Origin of the sequence: Denitratisoma oestradiolicum (assembly GCF_902813185.1) — a bacterium.
GTDB classification, from domain to species: Bacteria; Pseudomonadota; Gammaproteobacteria; order Burkholderiales; family Rhodocyclaceae; genus Denitratisoma; species Denitratisoma oestradiolicum.
In genome coordinates this window covers 3437497-3457317 of sequence record NZ_LR778301.1, presented here as the reverse complement: position 1 = coordinate 3457317, position 19821 = coordinate 3437497, and the positions used below count along the sequence as shown (strand labels likewise).

Below are 19821 nucleotides of genomic sequence, written 5' to 3'. Positions count from 1 at the left end.
GATAGGGAGATGGAAAGGTATTAAATGGCGCCGCCGCAGACGGAAATGGTCTGGCCGGTCATATAGCTCGACGCCTGGCTGGCGAGGAACAGTGCAGGGCCGACGATTTCCTCGGGCTGCCCGGCGCGTTTCAGCATGGTCACGTTCTCGCAATACTCGAGGAACCCCTCTTGCTGGGACGCCAGATCCTCCAGCATCTCGGTCAGGAATGGGCCCGGCGCGATGGCATTGACGCGCACGCCCTGGATTGACCATTCGTCCGCCATGCTGCGGGTCAGGGCGATCAAGGCTGCCTTGCTGGAGCAGTACATGGCCAGGTAGCCGGAGGGGCGCAGGCCGCCCATGGTGACGATGTTGACGATGCTGCCTCCGCCGGCGGGGATCATGCGGTTGGCTACCGCCGCCGCCAGGTGCATGGGTCCCTTGGTGTTAACGCCATAGAAGCGGTCGAACATTTCCTCGCTGGTCTGGGTCAGGGGCGTCATGGTCTGGACGATACCTGCGTTGTTGACCAGCACGTCGCAGCGGCCGAACTTTTCATAGACTGTGTCCACCAGGCGATCCACTTCTGCCCACTGGCCCACGTCGCAGGCCACCGCCAGGGAGCGGCGCCCCATGGCCTCGATCTGGCCAGCGACTTCCTGGAGGGAGGGCAGGGTACGGCTGGTGACGATCACGTCGGCGCCGGCTGTGGCGAAACCCAGGGCGATGGCCTTGCCCAGGCCGCGGCTGCCGCCGGTAACGAGGGCGACCTTGCCGGTCAGATCGAAAAGTTGTTGTGTGGTATTCATTATGAAATCTCCTCCTCCGTGCCCGCTATAAAAACATCCCGATCACTTGCTTTGTTTATTTGGCGAGTATAGCATGGTGTTTCATTGCCCGAGCAACAGGAAGTACCGGGCCGGGGGGGCGTTCCAGCCATGGCGCCAGTTTACAATCGACCGCTTGCAATGTTCATTGATCAGCTTGGAGCAAGAATGAGTACATCGGAAGCGGAAAAGCGCCCAGTCAGCCGCCGTCGCACCCAGGAAGAACGCAGCGCCACCACCCGGGAAAAAGTGATCCAGGCAGCCATCGATTGCATCGTCGAGGAGGGTCTGCACAACACCACCGCAGCCAGGATTGCGGCCCGTTCGGGCGTCACCTGGGGGGCGATCGCCCACCAGTTTGGCGACAAGGACTCCGTGCTGTTCGCCGTGGTGGAGCGCAATGCCGAGAGGTACCGCAATCTCCTCGAGGCGGCCCTGAAGAAGGCTGGGCCCACGCCTCCAGAGCGGATTGACGCCCTGATCGACGTAACTTGGACGTACATCAACGAACCCTCGGCCTTCGCCTTCAACGAACTGATCATCTATAACCGGGCCAGCAGCAACGCAAAGATCATTGGTCAGCAGGAAGACCTGTCCTACAAACAGATGAAGATCGTCTGGGACAAGTTCTTCGGCGAATTCGACATTCCGCCGGCGAAGCTGGACACAGCGCGGAATTTCACCTTGGCGACTTTGCAGGGGCTGTCCCTGATGCGTCTCATCACCCACCGGCGGCCGACGTTCAAGAGCGAGATCGCTGCCCTGAAGCAAAGCATCGTGCAGATGCTGGTTCCCGAGTCCTGATCACGACTTCCCTGGCGCCGCCTGCGCCAAAACTGTGTCTGAAAGGTTACCCATGAAAGCTGCCCTTGCCCTGGATTATGGAAAACTGAGTATCGAGGACGTTACCCTGGACCCGCCTCGCGCTGGCGAGGTGATGGTCAAGATGGCGGCGGCGGGCGTCTGCTATACCGACGTTTCCGTGCTCAACGGCACGATTCCGATGCCCGTGCCCCTGGTGCTGGGCCATGAGGGCGCGGGGGTGGTGCAGGCCGTGGGCCCCGGTGTCAGCTCCCTGGCGGTGGGGGACCCTGTGGTGCTGTCCTTCATTCCCGCCTGCGGCGAATGCTTTTTCTGCGATCACCACGAACCCCACCTCTGCGCAGCCGGCTCCCCCGAGGGACGGATGCTCGACGGTAGTTCCCGCCTGCATCTGGGCAGCCGGGATATCGGGGCCATGGCGATGCTCGGCTGCATGGCGGAATATGCCGTGGTGCCGGCCATCAGCGCGATGAAGATCGATCGTGGCATTCCCCTGGATCGGGCGGCCCTGGTGGGCTGCAGCGTGATGACCGGTGTCGGCGCCGTGGCCAATACCGCCAAGGTCAGGTCCGGCGCCACGGTGGCGGTGTTCGGCTGCGGCGGCGTCGGTCTGTCGGCGATCCAGGGGGCGCGACTGGTGGGCGCCAAGCGCATCATCGCCGTGGATATGCTGGACTCCAAACTGGAATACGCCCGCCATTTCGGCGCCACCCACACGGTGAATGCCAAGGACGATCCCGTCGCGGCGATCAAGGAATTGACCGGCGGCTGGGGCGTCGACTACAGCTTCGAGGTGACGGGCAAGGTGCCGGTGATGGAGCAGGCCTACGCCGCGACACGGCGCGGCGGCACCGTCTGTGTGATCGGCATCGGCCATTACACCGAGAGCTTCCCCCTCAATGCCTGCGGCTTCTCCGCTGACGCCAAGACCGTGGTGGGCTGCATGTACGGCAACACCAACTTCAAGGTGGACATGCCCAACCTGCTGGAACTCTACCTGGCCAAGCGCCTGGACCTGGACGCCATGATCACCCGCACCTACCGTATCGACGAAGCGCCCCAGGCCTTCGAGGACCTGAAGGCCGGCCTCAACGCCCGGGGAGTGATCGTATTTTGAATGCCATGGCTGAGATGGAATTCGTGGACCGGGCATCTTCACCGGCGGCCCTGGTCAGCTATCTGTACGGCCTGCTGGGGGAATGTTTCGGCTATCCGGATGCGGACCTGGTGGAAAGTATCAGGAGCGGCGCCCTGAGGCAACAGTTGCAAAACCTGTGCTTCGCCCTGGACAAAGGCTTGTGCCTGGGACTGGATCTTTCCCCGCTACACGATGCCGAGGCTACGGAGGATGCGCTGGCAGTGGAATACACCCGGCTTTTCGATGCCGGTGCCCATGGTACTGGCTGTTCCCTCAATGGAGGCTTGCAGCAGGGCCCCCAGATGAAGGTCATGGAAGAAGCGGTGCGCTTCTACAACCATTTCGGACTGACCCTGACCGAAGACAACAAGGAACTGCCGGACCACATCACCACCGAATTGAATTTCCTGCATTTCCTTGCCTACGGCGAACATCAACTGACGGCCCGGGGTGAATCCGCTGCCGCCTGTCAGCTTGCCCAGCGGGACTTCATCGCCCGCCATCCGGGGCGCTGGATTCCCCTGATGGCAGCCAAGCTGGAGCCGATGCAGCCCGACCCCCTGTTCATGGTGCTGACCCAACTGCTGGAGCGCCTGCTGAACCGGGAACTGGCACGACTGGAAGCGCTGCATGGTGCGGCATCCCTCAAGCCTTCTGGCGACCTGCCCTTTGGCGGAATCTGATCCTTCTCTTGCAACTCGGGTTGTGACAGATCGTGGAATTGCGAGCAAAGGGAGCCAAATCAGGCACCTCCCCCGTGCGGGTGCGGATGGGCGGGTGCGGGCGTTTTTGCTGCCTTTCCGGTCAGCCGGCGCGGTTCTTTATCGAAGTCTTTCATTTTCGCTTCCGGCCTGGCCGGCATGCATAGGAGCATTGCAATGACACCGGATCAAATGCGGCAGATCCTGGATCGCCAGAAGGCCGATTTCCTGGCCGGCGGTCTGCCGGACGCCAAGACCCGCCTCGACCGCCTCGACCGCCTGGCGGCCCTGCTGCGGGAAAACCAGCAGGTGCTGTTGGACTCCCTCTGCGCCGACTTCGGTCACCGTTCCATGGAGCACGCACGCCTGACCGAGATCGCGGTGCCCATCGCCGAGGTGCGCGCCACGCACAAGCATATCGAGGCATGGATGCGGGACGAAAAACGGCCCATTCCCTTGCTGCAGACACTGCTCGGCGGGCGGGCCTGGATCCAGTACCAGCCCCTCGGGTCCGTGGGCGTGATCGTGCCCTGGAACTTTCCCATCTACCTGGCCATGGGCCCCCTGATCGGCGCCCTGGCTGCCGGTAACCGGGCGATGGTGAAGCCCTCCGAATTCACGCCCCGTGTTGCCGACCAACTCGCCGCGCTGTTTCCCCGCTATTTCGATGAGAAGGAAATAGCCGTGGCCACCGGCGGCGCCGAGGTGAGCGCGGCCTTCGCCGAATTGCCCTTTGACCACCTGGTGTTCACCGGTGCCGGTGCCATCGCCAAGCATGTGATGGCGGCGGCGGCGAAGAACCTGGTGCCCCTGACCCTGGAACTGGGCGGTAAGTCGCCGGTAATCATCAGCCGCGAGGCCGATCTCGCCGACGCAGCCGTGAAGATCGTGGACTTCAAGCTGTCCAACGCCGGGCAGACCTGCATCAACGCGGATTATCTGCTGGTGCCGGAGGAGTGCCTGGAGGAGACGATCAAGACTCTTCAGCAGACGGTGGCGAAGCTCTTCCCCACGCTGTTGACGAACCCGGACTACACCTCGATCGTCAACAAGCGCCACTTCGACCGTCTCAGCCGCTATGTGGACGACGCGCTGGCGGCCGGCGTCAAGTGCGTGGACATCAATCCGGCCGGCGAGTCCTTCGCTGCCCAGCCCGAAGGCCAGCACAAGATGATGCCGCGCCTGTTCATCAACCCGGACGATGAGCGTCTGATCATGCGGGAGGAGATCTTCGGCCCCTTGCTGCCGATCAAGACCTACCGCCAGATGGACGAAGTCATCGCCTACATCAACCGCCATGACCGGCCCTTGGCCCTCTACTACTTCGGTCCCGCTTCCGGCCCGGAGGTGGAACGGGTGTTGAAAGGCACGATCTCCGGCGGCGTGGCGATCAACGACATCGGCGCCCATGCCGCCTGCGAGAACCTGCCCTTCGGTGGCGTCGGTCCCAGCGGCATGGGGGCCTATCACGGCCGCGACGGCTTCCGCCAGTTCTCCCACGCCAAGTCGATCTTCCGCCAGACCCGGGTGGACCTGATGAGCCTGTTCGGCATGCGGGCCCCCTATGGCCCGAAATTCAGGGCGGGGGTCGAGCGTTTCATGAAGTGAGATAAAGGAAACGCTTATCAAGTCTCAAGGCGTCATTCCGGCGAAGGCCGGAATCCAGGAAGATCAAAAAACTGGACACCGGCTTTCGCCGGTGTGACGGACTTAATCAGTGTTTCCTAAAGGGGACGTAGCTGCACTATCCATAGCAAGGCCGGCTGACGTCAAAGATAGAAGCTAGCCACGAATTCATGGGAGGGCCAGGCAATGCGCGGAACGGATGCCGACAGGGAGCGCATGCTGCTGACGCTCCTGATCCAGGAGCGTTTGTTTGCCTTCGGCAGCGCGGTCGACAGCAAGCAGTTCCCTCGGCTGTCCGAGGCTTTCGCGTCTTCTGCCAGTGGAGACTATGGGCAAGGCAGGGGGCATCGGAGTTGCGATGAGCTGATCCAGTCCATGGAGCAGCATCTGGGAGCAGGCTCCAACTGCGGCCCCAGCCAGCACAACATTCTGAATGTCCGGGTTTTTGTGGCCCCGGATGACGGTGTTGAAAGCCAGTCCAATTTCTACGCGGTCCATGAGGGCGTCGGCAGGCTCCAGGGGCAGATATGGAGCACCTGGGGCCAGTACAACGATTCCTGGGTCTCTACGGTCGAGGGCTGGCGCATTCAGCATCGGCGCTATGTCACGTTCTTCAGCGCAGGACCGGCCGATATCGTTGGGCGGGATTGATCCCTACGTCGCCGTTGATGACCAGCAATCGAGGAGAGAAGAATGCCTAAGCAGATGCGGGCGGTGATGATCGACGAATTCGGTCCCTCCAACGTGATGCGGATACGCCTGGCCGACAGGCCCGAGCCGGGATCGGGGCAGCTGCTGATCCGCGCGCGCTACGCCAGTGTCAATCCGGCAGACTGGAAAATCCGCGCCGGCTTGCTCGACCGGGTCGGCGCCGATGGTTTCCCCATGATCCTCGGCATGGATGTGGCGGGCGTCGTCGAGGCGGTGGGCACGGGTGTCGCCGACTTCACCCCGGGCGATCGTGTGGCGGCGCTGTCCGGCATGGGCCTGCAATTGGGCTTGCGCGGCACCTATGGGGAGTATTGCTGCACGCCGGCAGTGCGGGCAGTGAAGCTCCCCGATCATCTGTCCTTCGAAGAGGGGGCGACCATTCCGATCGCCGCCGCCAGCGCCGCCAGCACGATTATCGACGTGGCCAAGGTCAAGCCGGGCGACGTGGTGCTGTTCAACGGTGGCGCGGGCAGTGTCGGCACCTTCGGCGTGCAGTTCCTGAAATTGCTGGGGGCGAAAGTTGCCGCAACCTGTAGCACTGGGAACCTGATGCGTTTGCGTGGCTACGGCATCGACAAGCTGATCGATTACACACGGGAGGATGTTCTCGACTCGCTCCGTGCCTGGGTGCCGGAGGGCGTCGACTGTGTCATCGATGCAGTCGGGTTGGGCAGCCTGCCAGCGAATACGCCGGAGATGGTGAAACCGGGCGGGATCATCGCCTGCATCCAGACCCTGATCAAGGATGTGGACGGCTATGACGCCGAATTGGCGGCGCGGCGGAATGTGAAAATCGTGGACAACATCAGCCAGACGGTACACGTCGGCACCCCGCTGTTCCAGGTGGAAGGTTTCCGCCAAGTGGTGGCGGGGGTTGCCAGCGGCAAGATAAAAGTGCCGCCCTACAAGGTGCTGCCCCTCGAGGAGGTCGCCCAGGCCCATGATGAAGTCGAGCAGGGGCACTTCAAGGGCAAGATTCTTCTCAAGATCGGCGCATAACGCAGCCGCAACCCAGTGATCTGTGACTAAATGAGGCTTGACGGATGAAAGCGCGCAACACTTTTGATTTTGTCGAGGCACCCGCCGTCGTGGCGGATTCCAACGTCTGGGACCGGACGGCGGATGTCGTTGTCGTGGGCCTGGGCGCCGCCGGTGGGGCGGCGGCCATAGAGGCGGCGGACCAGGGGGCCAGTGTGCTGGTGCTGGACCGGCTCAATGGCGGTGGCGCCTCGGCGATTTCCGGCGGCGTGGTCTACGCCGGCGGTGGCACGCGCCAGCAGTTGGAGGCCGGCGTCAAGGACGATCCCGACAACATGTTCCACTACCTGAAGGAGCAGGTGGCTGGCATCGTCTCCGACGCCACGCTGCGGGATTTCTGCAACCAGAGCGCCGCCAACCTGGCCTGGCTGGAAGAGCAGGGGGCACGTTTCTCCAGCCGCCTGATGACCCAGAAGAATTCCTTCCCCGGCGGCGCGTGGGGGCTGTACTACTCCGGCAACGAGGCCTATGCGCCTTTTTCGGACAAGGCATTCCCGGCCCCGCGAGGACACATCACCCAGGCTGGGGGCTACGCTACCGGCCACGGGCTGATGAAGGCCCTGATCGGCACGATCAAGAGCCGTCTGCGGCAGCGGGTCGAGGTCCTCGATCACTGTGAAGTGTTCCAACTGCTGACGAACGCCCAGGGGGCGGTGCTGGGCCTGCGCTGTCGCCGGGTCGGTGGGGGTCTGGCCCGGGGCATGCGCCGGATCATCAATAGTGCCGCCAACAGCTTCATGATGGGGATGCCGGGCACCGGTGGCGCCATCCGCCGCCTGGCGCGCCATTTCGGCGACAGCGACGAGGTGTTCACGGTGCGGGCGCGCAAAGGCGTGGTGCTTGCCAGCGGCGGCTTCGTCTTCAACCGCGCCATGGTGGAAGCGGCGACCCAGGGCAAGGTCTACTCACAAATGTCCCTGGGCGAGGAGTGTCATGGCAGCGGCATTCAGCTGGGCCAGGGCCTGGGCGGTGCTGTCGGCCAGATGGACCGGCTCACCTATTGGCGCTTCTATGCGCCTCCTGTGCATTTTCTCAACGCCGTGCTGGTGGGCCCCAACGGAAGGCGTATCTGCAACGAGGCCTTGTATGGGGCCACGGTGGCCGATCGGATGATTGAACAGACGGACGGGCGGGGCTGGCTGATCCTGGACCAGAAGACCCTGGACAGCGTGCGTGCCGACCTGAAGCAGAAAATGCCCTTCGTGCAAAAAATCCTGGGCTGGATGTACCTCAACCGCTGCCGGACATCGGCGCCGACCCTGGCGGCCCTGGCGACGGTGCTCGATGTTGATCCGTCCGCCCTGGACGCCACGGTGGCCGGGTATAACCAGCGCATCGAGGCCGGCATGGAGGACGAGTTCCGCAAGCCGGCGGCCTATCGCAGCGTGCTTTCCGGCGGGCCCTGGCATGCCGTGGATGTGAGCATCGGCGCGCCGGGCAATCCCTGCTTTTTCCTGACCCTGGGCGGCCTGAGGGTGGATGAATCCAGTGGTCAGGTGCTGCGGAGCGACGGCAGCACCATTGCCGGGCTATATGCGGCGGGGCGTAGCGCGGTCGGCATCTGCTCCCATACCTACATCAGCGGACTCTCCCTGGCGGACTGCATTTACAGCGGTCGCCGGGCCGGACGTCACGGAGCCACCTCCCTGGAACGGAGGGACGCTTTGCCCTAGGGACCGGCCCGTTCCTCGCGGCCCCGGAGCTGGCTGATCCGAGGGCATTCAGCGGATAAAGAAATAGTAAAACGCACCGATGCCGACCGCTAACCAGCCATAGGGGAAGGTGGTCCAGAGAATCATCTTGAGCCGGCTGTCGCCGATCCTGCGCTTGGGTATGGCAGCCTCTTCAAGAACACACTGGTGGCGTCGTTCGTTTTCGGTGAGCTCGGTCGGTTTCGCGAACCCACCCAGGTGATGAATCGCATTCATGGCATCGCCCTCCTTGCGGAAGCGCAGAACAGAAACCGGGGAACGGCTTTGCTCCCCAGTTTCCAGTGTAGAAGGTCACGCGGTTTGCGCAATGACGGAGAAGAGCCTCATGCTTCTTCCTAACGAGCACGGTGCGCTGGCACTATCCCCGAGGATGAAAATGCGCAAAGGCCAATTGAACGCCCCCCCCCCCCCCGTTCCACGGCCGGCTTCGGCGGCGCAAAGCAGTGCTTCGCGCAACCCCGCCTACGCCTCCTTCCCGGGGCGGGGCTACTCATCGGCTCGCTGCGCTCGATGGTCACACCCGGCTCCGTTGATGCTTTTTCACGCTAACGGCCATGGCGGCAGACGCTACCCCTGATCATGAAACCCGTCACCCCGGCGCAAGCCGGGGTCCAGTTCGGCGACCCACTGGATTCCGGCCCCGGATCAGATCCGGGATGACGTTCCTAAGCCGGAATGACGAGGGTGGCGATTTGTGCGGTTTCACGAAATTGTTCCGTATTTCACGTTAAGGCAGAACGCTGATGCTGAATTCGGAGGTGCGGTGGTCGATAAGGATGCGACAGTCTCGGTAGGCCGGCTGGGTCAGGAGGGCATCGCCGCCGACGTGGCCGGCGATGGTATGGGCCAGTTTCCGGTTCTTCGGGATCGGGAGCCGTGGCCCACGTCGCAGAAGGGGCCACGACGGGTGCGGATGTCGCCCTGGATCATGGGATATCCGGCAACTCCTGCGCTTCTGCTTCCATGTGGACGAAATGCGCCAGTAATTCCCCCAGGGTCCGGTAGAAGGGCAGCGCCTGGTGCTGCGCCAGGCGCTGGGCAAGTTGCGGTAGCCAGGGGGACAGGTGGTGTTCGAGGAAGTCGCGGCGGGCCCGGTGGCAGTCGTCGGCGCCGGCGCCGTGCGCCAGGCAGTCGCTCTCCAGCTGGCTCAGGTAGTGCAGGAATTCGAGCTGAGTGGCCAGATGGTCGGGTAGTTCCCGCGCCGGCGCGGCTTCGGTGGTCAGGCCGAAGTGGTTGTAGAAGCGTACCAGTTCCTGCAGCAGCTGCATCCGCGAATCGGGGCGGTAGCCGCCGCCGTGGAGGGGGCAGAGGGGGCCGCTGCTGCCGGCGACATCGAACAAGCGGGTGTATTCCACCGCCAGGGCGTCAGCACCGTCGCCCGCGTCAGCGAGATCCGGCCAGGCGATGCAAGCATCCAGGGCAGGGTGGAGTTCGCCTAGCACTTGCCGGCATTGCCGCATCGCCTGGCCGTCGGCGACCAGGGGAAGGAAGGCGTTGTCCGGATAGTCGATGAGCGCCGCCAGCAGGCCGTAGGCGTGGCAGCGCAGGTTGCTGCGGGCTTGCGCGTTCATGCTTTTGCCACCTCGACCGGCGCGCCGCGCGGTGCGTGGCTGGGACCGCCGTAGAACATTCGGTAGTGCAGGTGGCTGTAGCCGCCGGCGAGGTGCAAGGCCTTCCAGGGGGCTTCCACCGGCTCTTGCTGACCTCGCCAGTCCTTGAACTGGTAAGCCTCCCAGGCGTGGTAGATGATCACCTCGCCGGGCGCGGTGGCGGCGGCGACCTTCACCATGCACTCGAAATGCCCGTGGTCGTTGAACACCCGAACCATGTCGCCGTCGCGGATGCCGCGCGGATCGGTGTCGGCCGGATTCATGAAGCACACCGGCTGGCCCCGCTCCAGGCGCAGCAGCAGCGGCAGGTCGCGCCAGATGGCATGGATGCTCCAGCGATTGTGGCCGCCGTTGATGCGCAGCGGAAACTTGCTTTTGGCATGGGGCGGGTCTTTGTGAACCGGCAGGGATTCGCCCCCTTCCATGAACCAGGGGTGGTCGAGATAAAACTGCTGGCGTCCGCTGAGGGTGGGCCAGGCCACTTTTTTCTCGATGAAGTCGCGATGCGGCCAGTGGGTGTCGCCCTTTTCGAAATCGCTGTAGTTGGCGTAAACGGGCGAGGGCCGGGGGCGGCTGATCACCGGCACGGCGCCCATCTGCAGGGCTTCGCGACCGCTCTTGGCGGTCACGCTGGGGCTGTTGGCAAAAATCGCATCCATCAGTTTGACGGGATCTTCCGGATCGGTGGGATCGTATTTTCCGTCCGAGGTATGGCGGGCGTAGGTGCCGCCCAGGTCCAGCGGCTGGTCCTGGTAGCCGCGCACCGGGCCGATGCCCCGGGCCCGGGCCCGCTCGGCCACATGCTTGCTGATGAGGCCGAAGGTTTCCCAGTCGGATTTGGCTTCGCCCAGGGGCTCCGTCGCCTTGTCGGAGACGATGATGTAGGGCAGGTAGCTCTGGGCGTACTTGATGCCGTATTTTTCGTAATAGCCCGCCACCGGCAATATGTAGTCGGCGAAGAGGCTGGAGGTGCTCATGCGGAAATTGACCGAGACCACCAGATCCAGCTTGGGCCACAGCTTGTCCCGGGCGATCTGGGGCGAGGGCCAGCGCCGCAGGGGGTTGCAGCCGGTGAAGATATAGGCCTTGGGGCTGCGGTCCTCCGCCGGGTGCACGTGCATCCAGTGCTTGTCCAGGGATTCCCGCATGTACTGGCTGATATTGCGCGGCAGGGCCGGATCCTGCAGATGGGGCTGATCCCACATCTCCTTGTAGCCGCCATGCACGTAGAGAAAAACCATCAGCGGAGTGATCGGCGACTTGTCGCTGATGTCGGTGAATATCTGTTCGTAGTCCCGTGGCGTGAGGCCGCGCAGCGCCTTGGGAATCAGCCGTAGCTTGTCCATCAGGGACAGCGACGCATCAATCATGGCCTCCAGCCCGTCCAGGCCCCACCAGGCGGCGATGCGCATGCCGGCCCCGGCCTTGCCCTGGTTGCCGGTCAGGTTCATCAGCAGGATCATGGCGCGCTGGAACAGATCGCTGTGATAGTGCTTGCAAGCGCCCCAGGAGGCAAAGATCATGGCCCGTGGCGCGGCTGCCATTTCACGGGCAAAGCGGCGGATCAGGCTGGGGTTGAGGCCGGTCACGGCGGCGGCCTGCTCGGGCCGGTATTCCTTGTCGAGCATGGCCCTGAGCCGGTCGAACACTGTCTCCACCGTTACGCTGCCGCCGTTGGCTAGTTTCGCGGTGAAGGTTCCCGACAGCGCCGGGCGCAGGGCGCCCAGGCGCAGGCTGCGGCCGCCGCTGCCGTCGCCTTCGCAGCCGGGGGCGACCACCGGGCGGGCGCTGACTTCATCCCACAAGTAGAGCGCATTGTCAGCGCCGCCTGGCTCCAGATCGCTCTGGCGCAGATAGCGACCGGTGTCCTGGCGCACCAGGAAGGGCAGGTCGGTCTGCTCCAGCAGGTAATCCTGCTTGAACAGTTTTTCCTCGATCATCACCTGGGCGCAGGCCAGGCCCAGGGCCGCATCGGTTTCCGGCTTGATGTTGAGCCAGAGATCGGCGTGCACTGTGCTGGGGCTCAGGTCGGGCGCCACCACCACCAGCTTGGCGCCCCGATAGCGGGCTTCGTGCATGAAATGCACTTCCGGGATCCGGGTGTAGACCGGATTCCCCACCCAGACCACGATGTAGTCGGAGCGGAACCAGTCATCCGCCGTGCCCTCGCAGTTGTACATGCCCCAGGTCTGGACCGCGCCCATGGGCATGTCGCTGACCCCGGCCCAGGAGTCGATGCGGGTGGCCTGGATGGCCTCGGCGAAACGGATATCGCCGGCGGATTCCGGCCCGTTGCCGGCATTGGTGGTGCCGTCATCGAAAATGATGGATTCGGTGCCCTGGGCGATGGCGGCATCGATCAGCTTGTCGGCGATCTCGTCCAGGGCCTCGCTCCAACTGATGCGTTTCCACTTGCCTTCGCCCCGCTCGCCCATGCGTTTCAGCGGATGGGTGATGCGGGACTCGGCCACCTGGAGATGGCTGTAACACGCGCCCTTCTGGCAGCCGCGGGGATTGAAGTCCGGGATGTCGGGGCGGGAAGGTTCGTAGATGGCTGCCTGTTCCTCACGCCAGGCGATGCCGTCCTTCACATAGACGTCCCAGGCGCAGGCGGAAATGCAATTGGCGCGGGTGTGGGTGCCCTTCACCACCTTGTCCCATTTCCATTTGTTGCGCCAGATGTCCGAGTAGTCGTCGTAGCGGATGGCCCGGGCGGCTTGGCGCAGTCCGACGGGCGCAGCATCGCCTGCCGCCAGGGCTTCCTGGGGGCGCAGGTTGTAGAGCCCAAGGCTGGCGGCGGTGAGGTTGGCGGTGGTGCCAAGGATGAATTGGCGGCGACCCGGTTTGGCTGGGTTCATGGCGTATGTTCCTGTGATTGGGTTGCGTTCAGGGTTTGCTGGGGGCCCCAGTCCAGGGTCTGGGGATCCCGGTCGAAGCCGCCGAACATTTCCTTCCAGCGGTAGCCGATCAAGAGATCCATCAACTCCGAGCGCTCTCCCTGTTGCACCTTGGCCCGCTCGGCCTTCAACACCGCCAGGGCGTCCAGCACGCGGGGGCCGAACAGGGAAATCAGATAGGCATCGGGAATGCGGGGCCGGCTTTCATCCACATTGCCTGCCGCATCGAAGCGGGCCGGGCCCACCGGGGGCACGTAGAACACATTGGGTTCGGTGCCGAATTCCGGATGCAGCGGCAGGGCCACTTTCCATTTGTCCACCAGCTTCCAGATCGGTGCGTCGGGATCGTCGCGGTAGCCGACAAAGCGCACCCGGCCCGGGCACTGGCGGGCGCAGGCGGGGGCCACGCCCTGTTCCAGGCGCGGATAGCAGAAGATGCATTTCTGGCTCACCTTGCTCGCGTGGTTGAAATAGATCTTCTTGTAGGGGCACGCTTCCATGCAGTGGCGATGGCCTCGGCAGCGGGTCTCGTCGATCACCACTACGCCGTCCTCGGGCCGCTTGACGATGGCCTGGCGCGGGCAGGCCTCGACGCAGGCCGGATGGGTGCAGTGGTTGCAGATGCGTGGCAGGTAGAAGAAGAAACTGTTGGGGAACTCGCCGCCGCCCTGGTCCTCATCCCAGTTGGGACCCCACTCGGGGGCTTTGCCCTGAACCTGGAGATGGGTTTTCTGCCCCTGGCCCCCGTGGAAAACCTCCCCATGGTTGAAGCGCCAGGCCTCGCCGAAGCCCGTGGTGGTGGGCATCGCCCCCAGCGCCGCCGCGCCGCCGGGGAAGCCGCCGCCCAGAGACTCCCAGCCGCGGGGGGTGCCGGCGCCGGGCTGGGTATTGACCGTATTGAAGAGCATCGCCTCCATGCCCGGATCGCTGGTCCACAGCGTCTTGCAGGCCACGGTGCAGGTCTGGCAGCCGATGCACTTGTTGAGGTCCATCACCATCGCCATTTGCCGTTGGATCTTCGTCATCGCCGTTCTCCCGTCAGGCGCTTGCCAACTGCAAGGATTGCCAGTCGCCGGAAAAAGCCTTCAGCCCGCCGCGCTCGCTATGGGAGCCTTCCCAGATGGCGACGCCGAAACGAGTTTCCTGGCCGGGGGCAAGGTCGATGGTGTCGGCGATGCCGCCGTTCCTGAGCTGGCGGGCGATCACCACCTGCCAGCGGCCGTCCGTCCAGACGGCGCTGGTCTTCACTCCACGGTCGATGATGTGTGTGTTGCCGGGGCCCCGGGCCAGGACTTGAAAGCCCTGTTCCTTGCTGTCGGCGCGCCAGTACCAGGCGGTGAGGGGCGCCTCGGGGGTGCCCATGGTCATCAGGGGCGCATGCTCATCCAGGGGCAGGGCGATGGCGGCGGCATCGGGAAAATGACGATTGTCGCCGTGGTCGTAGGTGGCAACAGGGTCTGACCAGCGCAGGTGGAAGGCTAGGATTTCGTCGGTGCAGAGTGCGCGTACCTCGACGCTGGACACGGCGCCGATGGGCTTGTCCTGCCAATGGCTGCGGACGGCGGCGGTGGGCTGCATGGCGGCCGGGGTGCCTTGCAACGGCAGGCGGGTGGCATCGGCCTGGGGCCAGGCCCCATCGCCTGGATCAAGCAGGCGCTCCAGGGGGAGTTGGATATAGTTCGCTTTCACAGGGACTCCAGATGACGGGTCGCCTGCGGCGGCAGGCGACAGACCGTGATGCGACTGAAATCCTAGGCCGGCCGCTCCCCATGCGGAGGGCCGAATCTCCCAAAATGGGAAGCGATGCTGCGATGCGAGAGATGCCTGAGGTCAGCCTTTGTCGCCGGGCGCATCCCCGGGTGACAGCGTCTGCGCCAGCGCCTGGGCGGCGGGAAGCAGGGATTCCAGCGTGGTGAACATGAAACGCTCGAAACGTTCCGCCGCCTTCTGGGTGACGAACAGGTATCCCTTTTCATCCTGCGCAATCCAGCCCCGTTCGATCAGGGTATTGACCTTGCGCCGCACGGTTTCCCGGGGAATCCCGGTGGTGTCGCTGACCGAGTTGGCATTGCAGGGACGCAGCAGCCGGCGCTGTTCCGCCAGGTCGTTGAGTACTGCCTCCGGGATGGGTTCGCCGGGCTTCTCGAAGAACTGGCCCACGTTGCGGGTCGCGATCTCCCCCAGCACCAGGGTCAGCACCATGTCGCCCTCGAACTCCTGGTAGATACTGCGCATGTAGGGGACCGTGAAGCGTGCGAACAGATAGGAGGCCCGGTAATAATGCAGGGCGAATTCCCGGTTGTCGATGCTCATGGCAAGCTTGTTCCAACTCCCGCGCCATGGGCCTGCTGATCCGCGTGGTAGCTGGAGCGCACCAGGGGGGCGCAGGCGGCGTTGGTGAAGCCCATCTTTCCCGCTTCGGCCTCGTACATCTTGAAGGTGTCCGGATGCACATAGCGCAGCACCGGCAGGTGGTGGCCCGAGGGGGCCAGGTACTGGCCGATGGTGAGCATGTCCACGTCGTGGGCTCGCAGGTCCCCCATCACGGCCAGGATTTCCTCGTCGGTCTCGCCGATGCCCACCATCAGGCCGGACTTGGTGGTGACCTCCGGGTGGCGGGCCTTGAAGTCCTTCAGCAGTTGCAGGGAGTGGTCGTAGTCGGCGCCGGGCCGGGCCTGCTTGTAGAGGCGGGGCACGGTTTCCAGGTTGTGGTTCATCACGTCGGGCAGGGCCTGGTCGAAAATTTCCAGGGCGATCTCCAGGCGGCCGCGGAAGTCCGGCACCAGCACCTCGATCCGGGTGCCGGGTGAATGCTGACGCACGGCCCGGATGCAGTCCACGAAATGCTGGGCGCCGCCGTCCCGCAGGTCGTCCCGGTCCACGCTGGTGATCACCACGTACTTGAGCTTCATGGCGGCGATGGTGCGGGCCAGCTTTTCCGGCTCCTCGGCCTCGGGGGGCAGGGGCTTGCCGTGACCCACGTCGCAGAAGGGGCAGCGGCGGGTGCAGATGTCGCCCAGGATCATGAAGGTGGCGGTGCCCTTGCCGAAGCATTCGCCGATGTTGGGGCAGGTGGCTTCCTCGCAGACGGTGTGCAGGGCGTGGTCCCGCAGGGCCTGCTTGACCTCGTCGAAGCGTCCCGCGCTGCTGCCCACCTTGACCCGGATCCAGTCGGGCTTCTTCAGGGGCTGGGCCGCCGGCACGATCTTGATGGGGATGCGGGCCGTCTTGGCCTCGCCCTTCTGCTTGATGCCACGCTCACTCATGGTGATAGTCCAGTTGTTGCTTCAGGTGCACGAGCAGATGCTCGCCCACGGTGGGTAAATCGTCCGCCACTCCCAGATCCTTCAATTGGGTAACGGCCAGGCCTGCGTAGCCGCAGGGATTGATGCTGGCAAAAGGGGCCAGGTCCATGTCCACATTAAGGGATAGGCCGTGGTAGCTGCAACCGTTCTTGACCCGCAGCCCCAGGGCCGCCACCTTGGCTTCACCCACATAGACGCCGGGGGCACCGGCCTGACGCCGGGCGGTGATACCGTAGCCAGCCAGCAGATCTATCAGGGCCTGCTCCATCCGCTGCACCATTTCCCGTACCTTGAAATCCTTGCGCCGCAGGTCGATCAATAGATAGGCCACCAGTTGTCCGGGGCCGTGGTAGGTGATCTGGCCGCCCCGGTCGATCTTGACCACCGGAATGTCGGTCTGGCCCAGCAGATGCTCGGGCTTGCCGGCCTGACCCTGGGTGAACACCGGCGGGTGCTCCAGCAGCCAGATTTCGTCCGGCGTGTCGAGGTCCCGCCCGGCGGTGAATGCCTGCATGGCACGCCAGGTGGGCTCGTAGTCCACCCGGCCCGGGCGGCGGATGATCAGAGAACCACCTTTACCCATGGATGGCCGCTCAATTCTCGATACAGGGCGTCCAGTTGGGGCTTGGAAGTGGCGCGCACGGTACAGGTCAGGGAAAGGTATTTGCCGCTGGACGAGGCCCGCATTTCCACCGTGGCGGCGTCGAAGTCCGGCGCATGACGCAGCACCACCTCGACGATGATCTGGGCAAAGCCGTCCCGGGTGGCCCCCATGATCTTGAGGGGAAAGTCACAGGGGAATTCGAGCAGGGTTTCATCCGCCATCCTGATTAGCCCTCAAGTTCATCTCGTCATTCCGGCGTAAGCCGGAATCCATGGCAGCGCCAGACTGGACACCGGCTTGCGCCGGTGTGACGTGGAAAAGTGAGCAATATGTGCGCAAATCAATGTTCGGCTGAACATTGTGGCTAATCGAGTTCGCCATTGCGCATCACCTTCAGCTTGAAATCCTGGTAGGCCTGATACATGGCCTGGTAGACCGGGCCGGGGTGGCCGGTGCCAATGGAGCGGCCATCCAGTTCGACGATGGGCAGGACCTCCTTGGTGGAGGAACTGAGCCAGAGTTCGTCGGCCTCCCGCACTTCCTCTTCCAGGATGTCCCGCACCTGGCAGGGCAGGCCCAAGTGCGCAGCCAGTTCCAGCACCACGTCGTAGGTGATGCCGGGCAGCATCAGGTGGTTCTTCTGGGGCGCCAGCAGCACCCCAGCCTTGACGGCGAAGATGTTGGCGGCGGCGCCCTCGGTGAGGATACCGTCCCGGAACAGCACGGTCTCGGCGCAGCCTTCATCCACTGCCTGCTGGCGCAGCAGGCAGTTGGCCAGCAGCGAGATGGCCTTGATGTCGCAACGATGCCAGCGGTTGTCGGCGGCGGAGACCACCTTCACCCCCAGCTCCCGCAGGGTTGGCACGGGTGTGGTGAGGGCCTCGGTCATCAGGAATACCGTCGGGGCCACGTCCTTGGGAAAGGCGTGGTTGCGTACCGGGGCACTGCCCCGGGTGACCTGGAGATAGACCGACTGGTCCTCCCATTCGGCGCTGGCCACAATGTGTTGAATCAGGCTTTCCCATTCCGCCGGGCCATGGGGATTGGCGATGCGTACCGCCGCCAGACTGTGGGCCAGGCGTTCCAGGTGCTGGGCCAGGCGGAAGGGGCGCCGGGAATAGACCGGGATCACCTCATAGATGCCGTCGCCGAAGAGAAAGCCCCGGTCCATTACGGAAACCTTCGCTTCGCCGGGGGGCAGCCATGCGCCGTTGAGATAGACCATCATGTTTCAAACCTCAGTTGGCCTCGGAGAGCAAAGAAAACGATCGGTAAATTCTCCGCACAACCTTGAAATAGCAGCTTTCCCGCCGCGCCGCCGTGACCGAAGGAAATCCCTGTGGGACAAGGGAAAGCGGCACGCGCCGGAGGCGCAAATGGCACCGTGCTGCCACGGAGTTCCCCGTGATTTCGAGCGCAGCGAGCTTGCGGGCTCCCCCGCCTTGAGGCGGGGGCTGGGGGGCGGTGGGCCATATTTATTCAAACCAGAGCCACAGGGTGTCCCAGGCCCGGCCGATGATTCCGGCCACGGGCACAGCTTCCAGGGCCTGCACCGGGTACTCGCCCCAGGGCTTGTCGTCGACGAAGACCTTCAGGGTGGCCACTACCGCCCCGGCCGCCACCGGCGCCACCAAGGGCTGGCGGGAGGCCAGTTGGACCCGGAGCCGGTCATGGGGCGTGTCCCGGGGCAGGGAGATGACGAGGCTGTCCGGGAAGCCGGCCTTCACCTTGCCCTGGGCACCCTTGAACACCTTGAGTTGGGAAATGGCCTGACCCTTGGAATAGAGCTGCACGCCATCGAAATACTGGAAGCCGAAGTTGAGCAGCTTGAGGGATTCCTGGGCCCGGGCCGAATCGGAATCGGTGCCCAGCACCACGGAAATCAGGCGCCGGGGGCCGCGCTTGGCGGAGGCGATCAGGCAATAGCCGGCGGCCTCGGTGTGGCCGGTCTTGACCCCATCCACCGTGGGGTCGAGCCAGAGCAGCCGGTTGCGGTTGGGCTGGGTGATCCTGTTGTAGGTGTATTCCTTGGAGGCGTAGATCGGGTAGTACTCGGGGAAATCCCGGATCAGGGCGCGCACCAGTCGGCCCAGGTCCCGGGCCGTGGTGTAGTGCTGGGGATCGGGCAGGCCCGTGGCATTGACGAAATGGGTGGCGGTTAGGCCCAGGCGCCGGGCCTCCCGGTTCATCCGCTCGGCGAAGGCCGCCTCGCTGCCGGCAATGGTCTCGGCCAGGGCGACGCAGGCATCGTTGCCGGACTGCACGATCATGCCCCGGACCAACTGATCCACGGTGACCGGCAGGCGCGGCTCGATGAACATCCGGGAGCCGGGCACCCCCTTGATGGTCTCGGAGACGGGCACGGTCTGGTTCGGCTTCAGCACCCCCTGCTTCAGGGCGGCGAAGCTCAGGTAGGCCGTCATCAGCTTGGTCAGGGAGGCCGGCTCGATCCGGTCATCCGGCCGGTTGGCGGCCAGTTCCTGGCCGGAGCCGTGGTCGATCAACAACCAGGCATTGGCGGCGATGGCGGGGGAGGGGGGAGTCAGTTGGGCTTGAGCGGGGCCGGCAAGCAGGGCCAGGGTCAGGCTGAAAATTCGGAATAAGGCTTTCATGGCCCGCGAAAGTATACCAACTTGAACCCAGCTCACGGGAAAGCGGTGCGGATCGGCCCCCCGGCGACTGGAGGCGTACACCCATATGCTTTGGGCTACACCTCTTGGTATCCGTTTGTTCGAGCAGGCAGGATTCAACAGGGTGCCGATTCCCTACCGCAACCCGATAGCACAGCAAGACCGGCCCTATGGACTCATCGACTATCTGCGCAGCCGTCCCGAATGGACATTGCGAA

General features: G+C 64.1%; 19 protein-coding genes. 7 read left to right on the top strand and 12 right to left on the bottom strand.

The features are described 5' to 3' along the window. Positions 1-20: 20 nt before the first annotated feature. Positions 21-791, bottom strand: a complete 771-nt coding sequence (locus tag DENOEST_RS15785; protein ID WP_145771541.1) for an SDR family NAD(P)-dependent oxidoreductase — start codon at positions 789-791, stop codon at positions 21-23. Between the two features lie 186 nt (positions 792-977). Between DENOEST_RS15785 and DENOEST_RS15780 the strand changes: the two genes are divergently transcribed. From DENOEST_RS15780 to DENOEST_RS15750, 7 genes are all read left to right on the top strand, one after another. After that, a complete protein-coding gene (locus DENOEST_RS15780) occupies positions 978-1613 on the top strand; it encodes a TetR/AcrR family transcriptional regulator (RefSeq protein ID WP_170228249.1) in 636 nt (211 codons plus the stop codon). Positions 1614-1665: 52 nt separating this feature from the next. Continuing rightward, complete coding sequence (locus tag DENOEST_RS15775) at positions 1666-2748, top strand: Zn-dependent alcohol dehydrogenase (protein ID WP_145771539.1); 1083 nt, start codon at positions 1666-1668, stop codon at positions 2746-2748. Positions 2749-2753: 5 nt separating this feature from the next. Continuing rightward, positions 2754-3452, top strand: coding sequence for a molecular chaperone TorD family protein (locus DENOEST_RS15770; RefSeq protein ID WP_145771538.1), 699 nt, complete (start codon positions 2754-2756; stop codon positions 3450-3452). Between the two features lie 195 nt (positions 3453-3647). After that, positions 3648-5078, top strand: coding sequence for a coniferyl aldehyde dehydrogenase (locus DENOEST_RS15765; protein ID WP_197970640.1), 1431 nt, complete (start codon positions 3648-3650; stop codon positions 5076-5078). A 204-nt stretch (positions 5079-5282) separates the two neighbouring features. After that, entirely contained in the window at positions 5283-5747 is a 465-nt protein-coding gene (locus DENOEST_RS15760) for a nuclear transport factor 2 family protein (RefSeq protein WP_145771536.1), read from the top strand. A 42-nt stretch (positions 5748-5789) separates the two neighbouring features. Beyond that, on the top strand, positions 5790-6806 hold the full coding sequence (locus tag DENOEST_RS15755; RefSeq protein WP_145771535.1) for a quinone oxidoreductase family protein: 1017 nt from the start codon (positions 5790-5792) through the stop codon (positions 6804-6806). A 44-nt stretch (positions 6807-6850) separates the two neighbouring features. After that, positions 6851-8518: an FAD-binding protein gene (locus DENOEST_RS15750; RefSeq protein ID WP_145771534.1), complete on the top strand. Its 1668-nt coding sequence runs from the start codon at positions 6851-6853 to the stop codon at positions 8516-8518. Positions 8519-8566: 48 nt separating this feature from the next. Here the strand turns inward: DENOEST_RS15750 and DENOEST_RS15745 are convergent, their stop codons facing one another. From DENOEST_RS15745 to DENOEST_RS15695, 11 genes are all read right to left on the bottom strand, one after another. Next, positions 8567-8773 carry a hypothetical protein gene (locus tag DENOEST_RS15745; protein WP_145771533.1) on the bottom strand — a complete coding sequence of 69 codons (207 nt, stop codon included), beginning with the start codon at positions 8771-8773 and terminating at the stop codon, positions 8567-8569. Between the two features lie 710 nt (positions 8774-9483). Then, entirely contained in the window at positions 9484-10128 is a 645-nt protein-coding gene (locus DENOEST_RS15740) for a molecular chaperone TorD family protein (RefSeq protein ID WP_145771532.1), read from the bottom strand. Beyond that, complete coding sequence (locus DENOEST_RS15735; RefSeq protein ID WP_145771531.1) at positions 10125-13025, bottom strand: molybdopterin-dependent oxidoreductase; 2901 nt, start codon at positions 13023-13025, stop codon at positions 10125-10127. The genes DENOEST_RS15740 and DENOEST_RS15735 overlap by 4 nt, the downstream gene beginning before the upstream one ends. Continuing rightward, positions 13022-14089 carry a 4Fe-4S dicluster domain-containing protein gene (locus tag DENOEST_RS15730; RefSeq protein ID WP_211357699.1) on the bottom strand — a complete coding sequence of 356 codons (1068 nt, stop codon included), beginning with the start codon at positions 14087-14089 and terminating at the stop codon, positions 13022-13024. The genes DENOEST_RS15735 and DENOEST_RS15730 overlap by 4 nt, the downstream gene beginning before the upstream one ends. Before the next feature lie 13 nt (positions 14090-14102). Beyond that, complete coding sequence (locus DENOEST_RS15725; RefSeq protein ID WP_145771530.1) at positions 14103-14753, bottom strand: ethylbenzene dehydrogenase-related protein; 651 nt, start codon at positions 14751-14753, stop codon at positions 14103-14105. Between the two features lie 141 nt (positions 14754-14894). Then, a complete protein-coding gene (locus DENOEST_RS15720; protein ID WP_145771529.1) occupies positions 14895-15377 on the bottom strand; it encodes a helix-turn-helix domain-containing protein in 483 nt (160 codons plus the stop codon). Then, a complete protein-coding gene (lipA, locus tag DENOEST_RS15715; RefSeq protein WP_145771528.1) occupies positions 15374-16330 on the bottom strand; it encodes a lipoyl synthase in 957 nt (318 codons plus the stop codon). The genes DENOEST_RS15720 and lipA overlap by 4 nt, the downstream gene beginning before the upstream one ends. Beyond that, positions 16323-16952 carry a lipoyl(octanoyl) transferase LipB gene (lipB, locus tag DENOEST_RS15710; protein WP_145771527.1) on the bottom strand — a complete coding sequence of 210 codons (630 nt, stop codon included), beginning with the start codon at positions 16950-16952 and terminating at the stop codon, positions 16323-16325. Before lipB ends, lipA begins: the two co-directional genes overlap by 8 nt. Further along, positions 16931-17194: a YbeD family protein gene (locus DENOEST_RS15705; protein WP_145771526.1), complete on the bottom strand. Its 264-nt coding sequence runs from the start codon at positions 17192-17194 to the stop codon at positions 16931-16933. Before DENOEST_RS15705 ends, lipB begins: the two co-directional genes overlap by 22 nt. Positions 17195-17337: 143 nt before the next feature. Then, on the bottom strand, positions 17338-18201 hold the full coding sequence (locus DENOEST_RS15700; RefSeq protein WP_232096523.1) for a D-amino acid aminotransferase: 864 nt from the start codon (positions 18199-18201) through the stop codon (positions 17338-17340). A 247-nt stretch (positions 18202-18448) separates the two neighbouring features. Then, positions 18449-19585, bottom strand: a complete 1137-nt coding sequence (locus DENOEST_RS15695; protein ID WP_145771525.1) for a D-alanyl-D-alanine carboxypeptidase family protein — start codon at positions 19583-19585, stop codon at positions 18449-18451. Between the last annotated feature and the right edge of the window lie 236 nt (positions 19586-19821).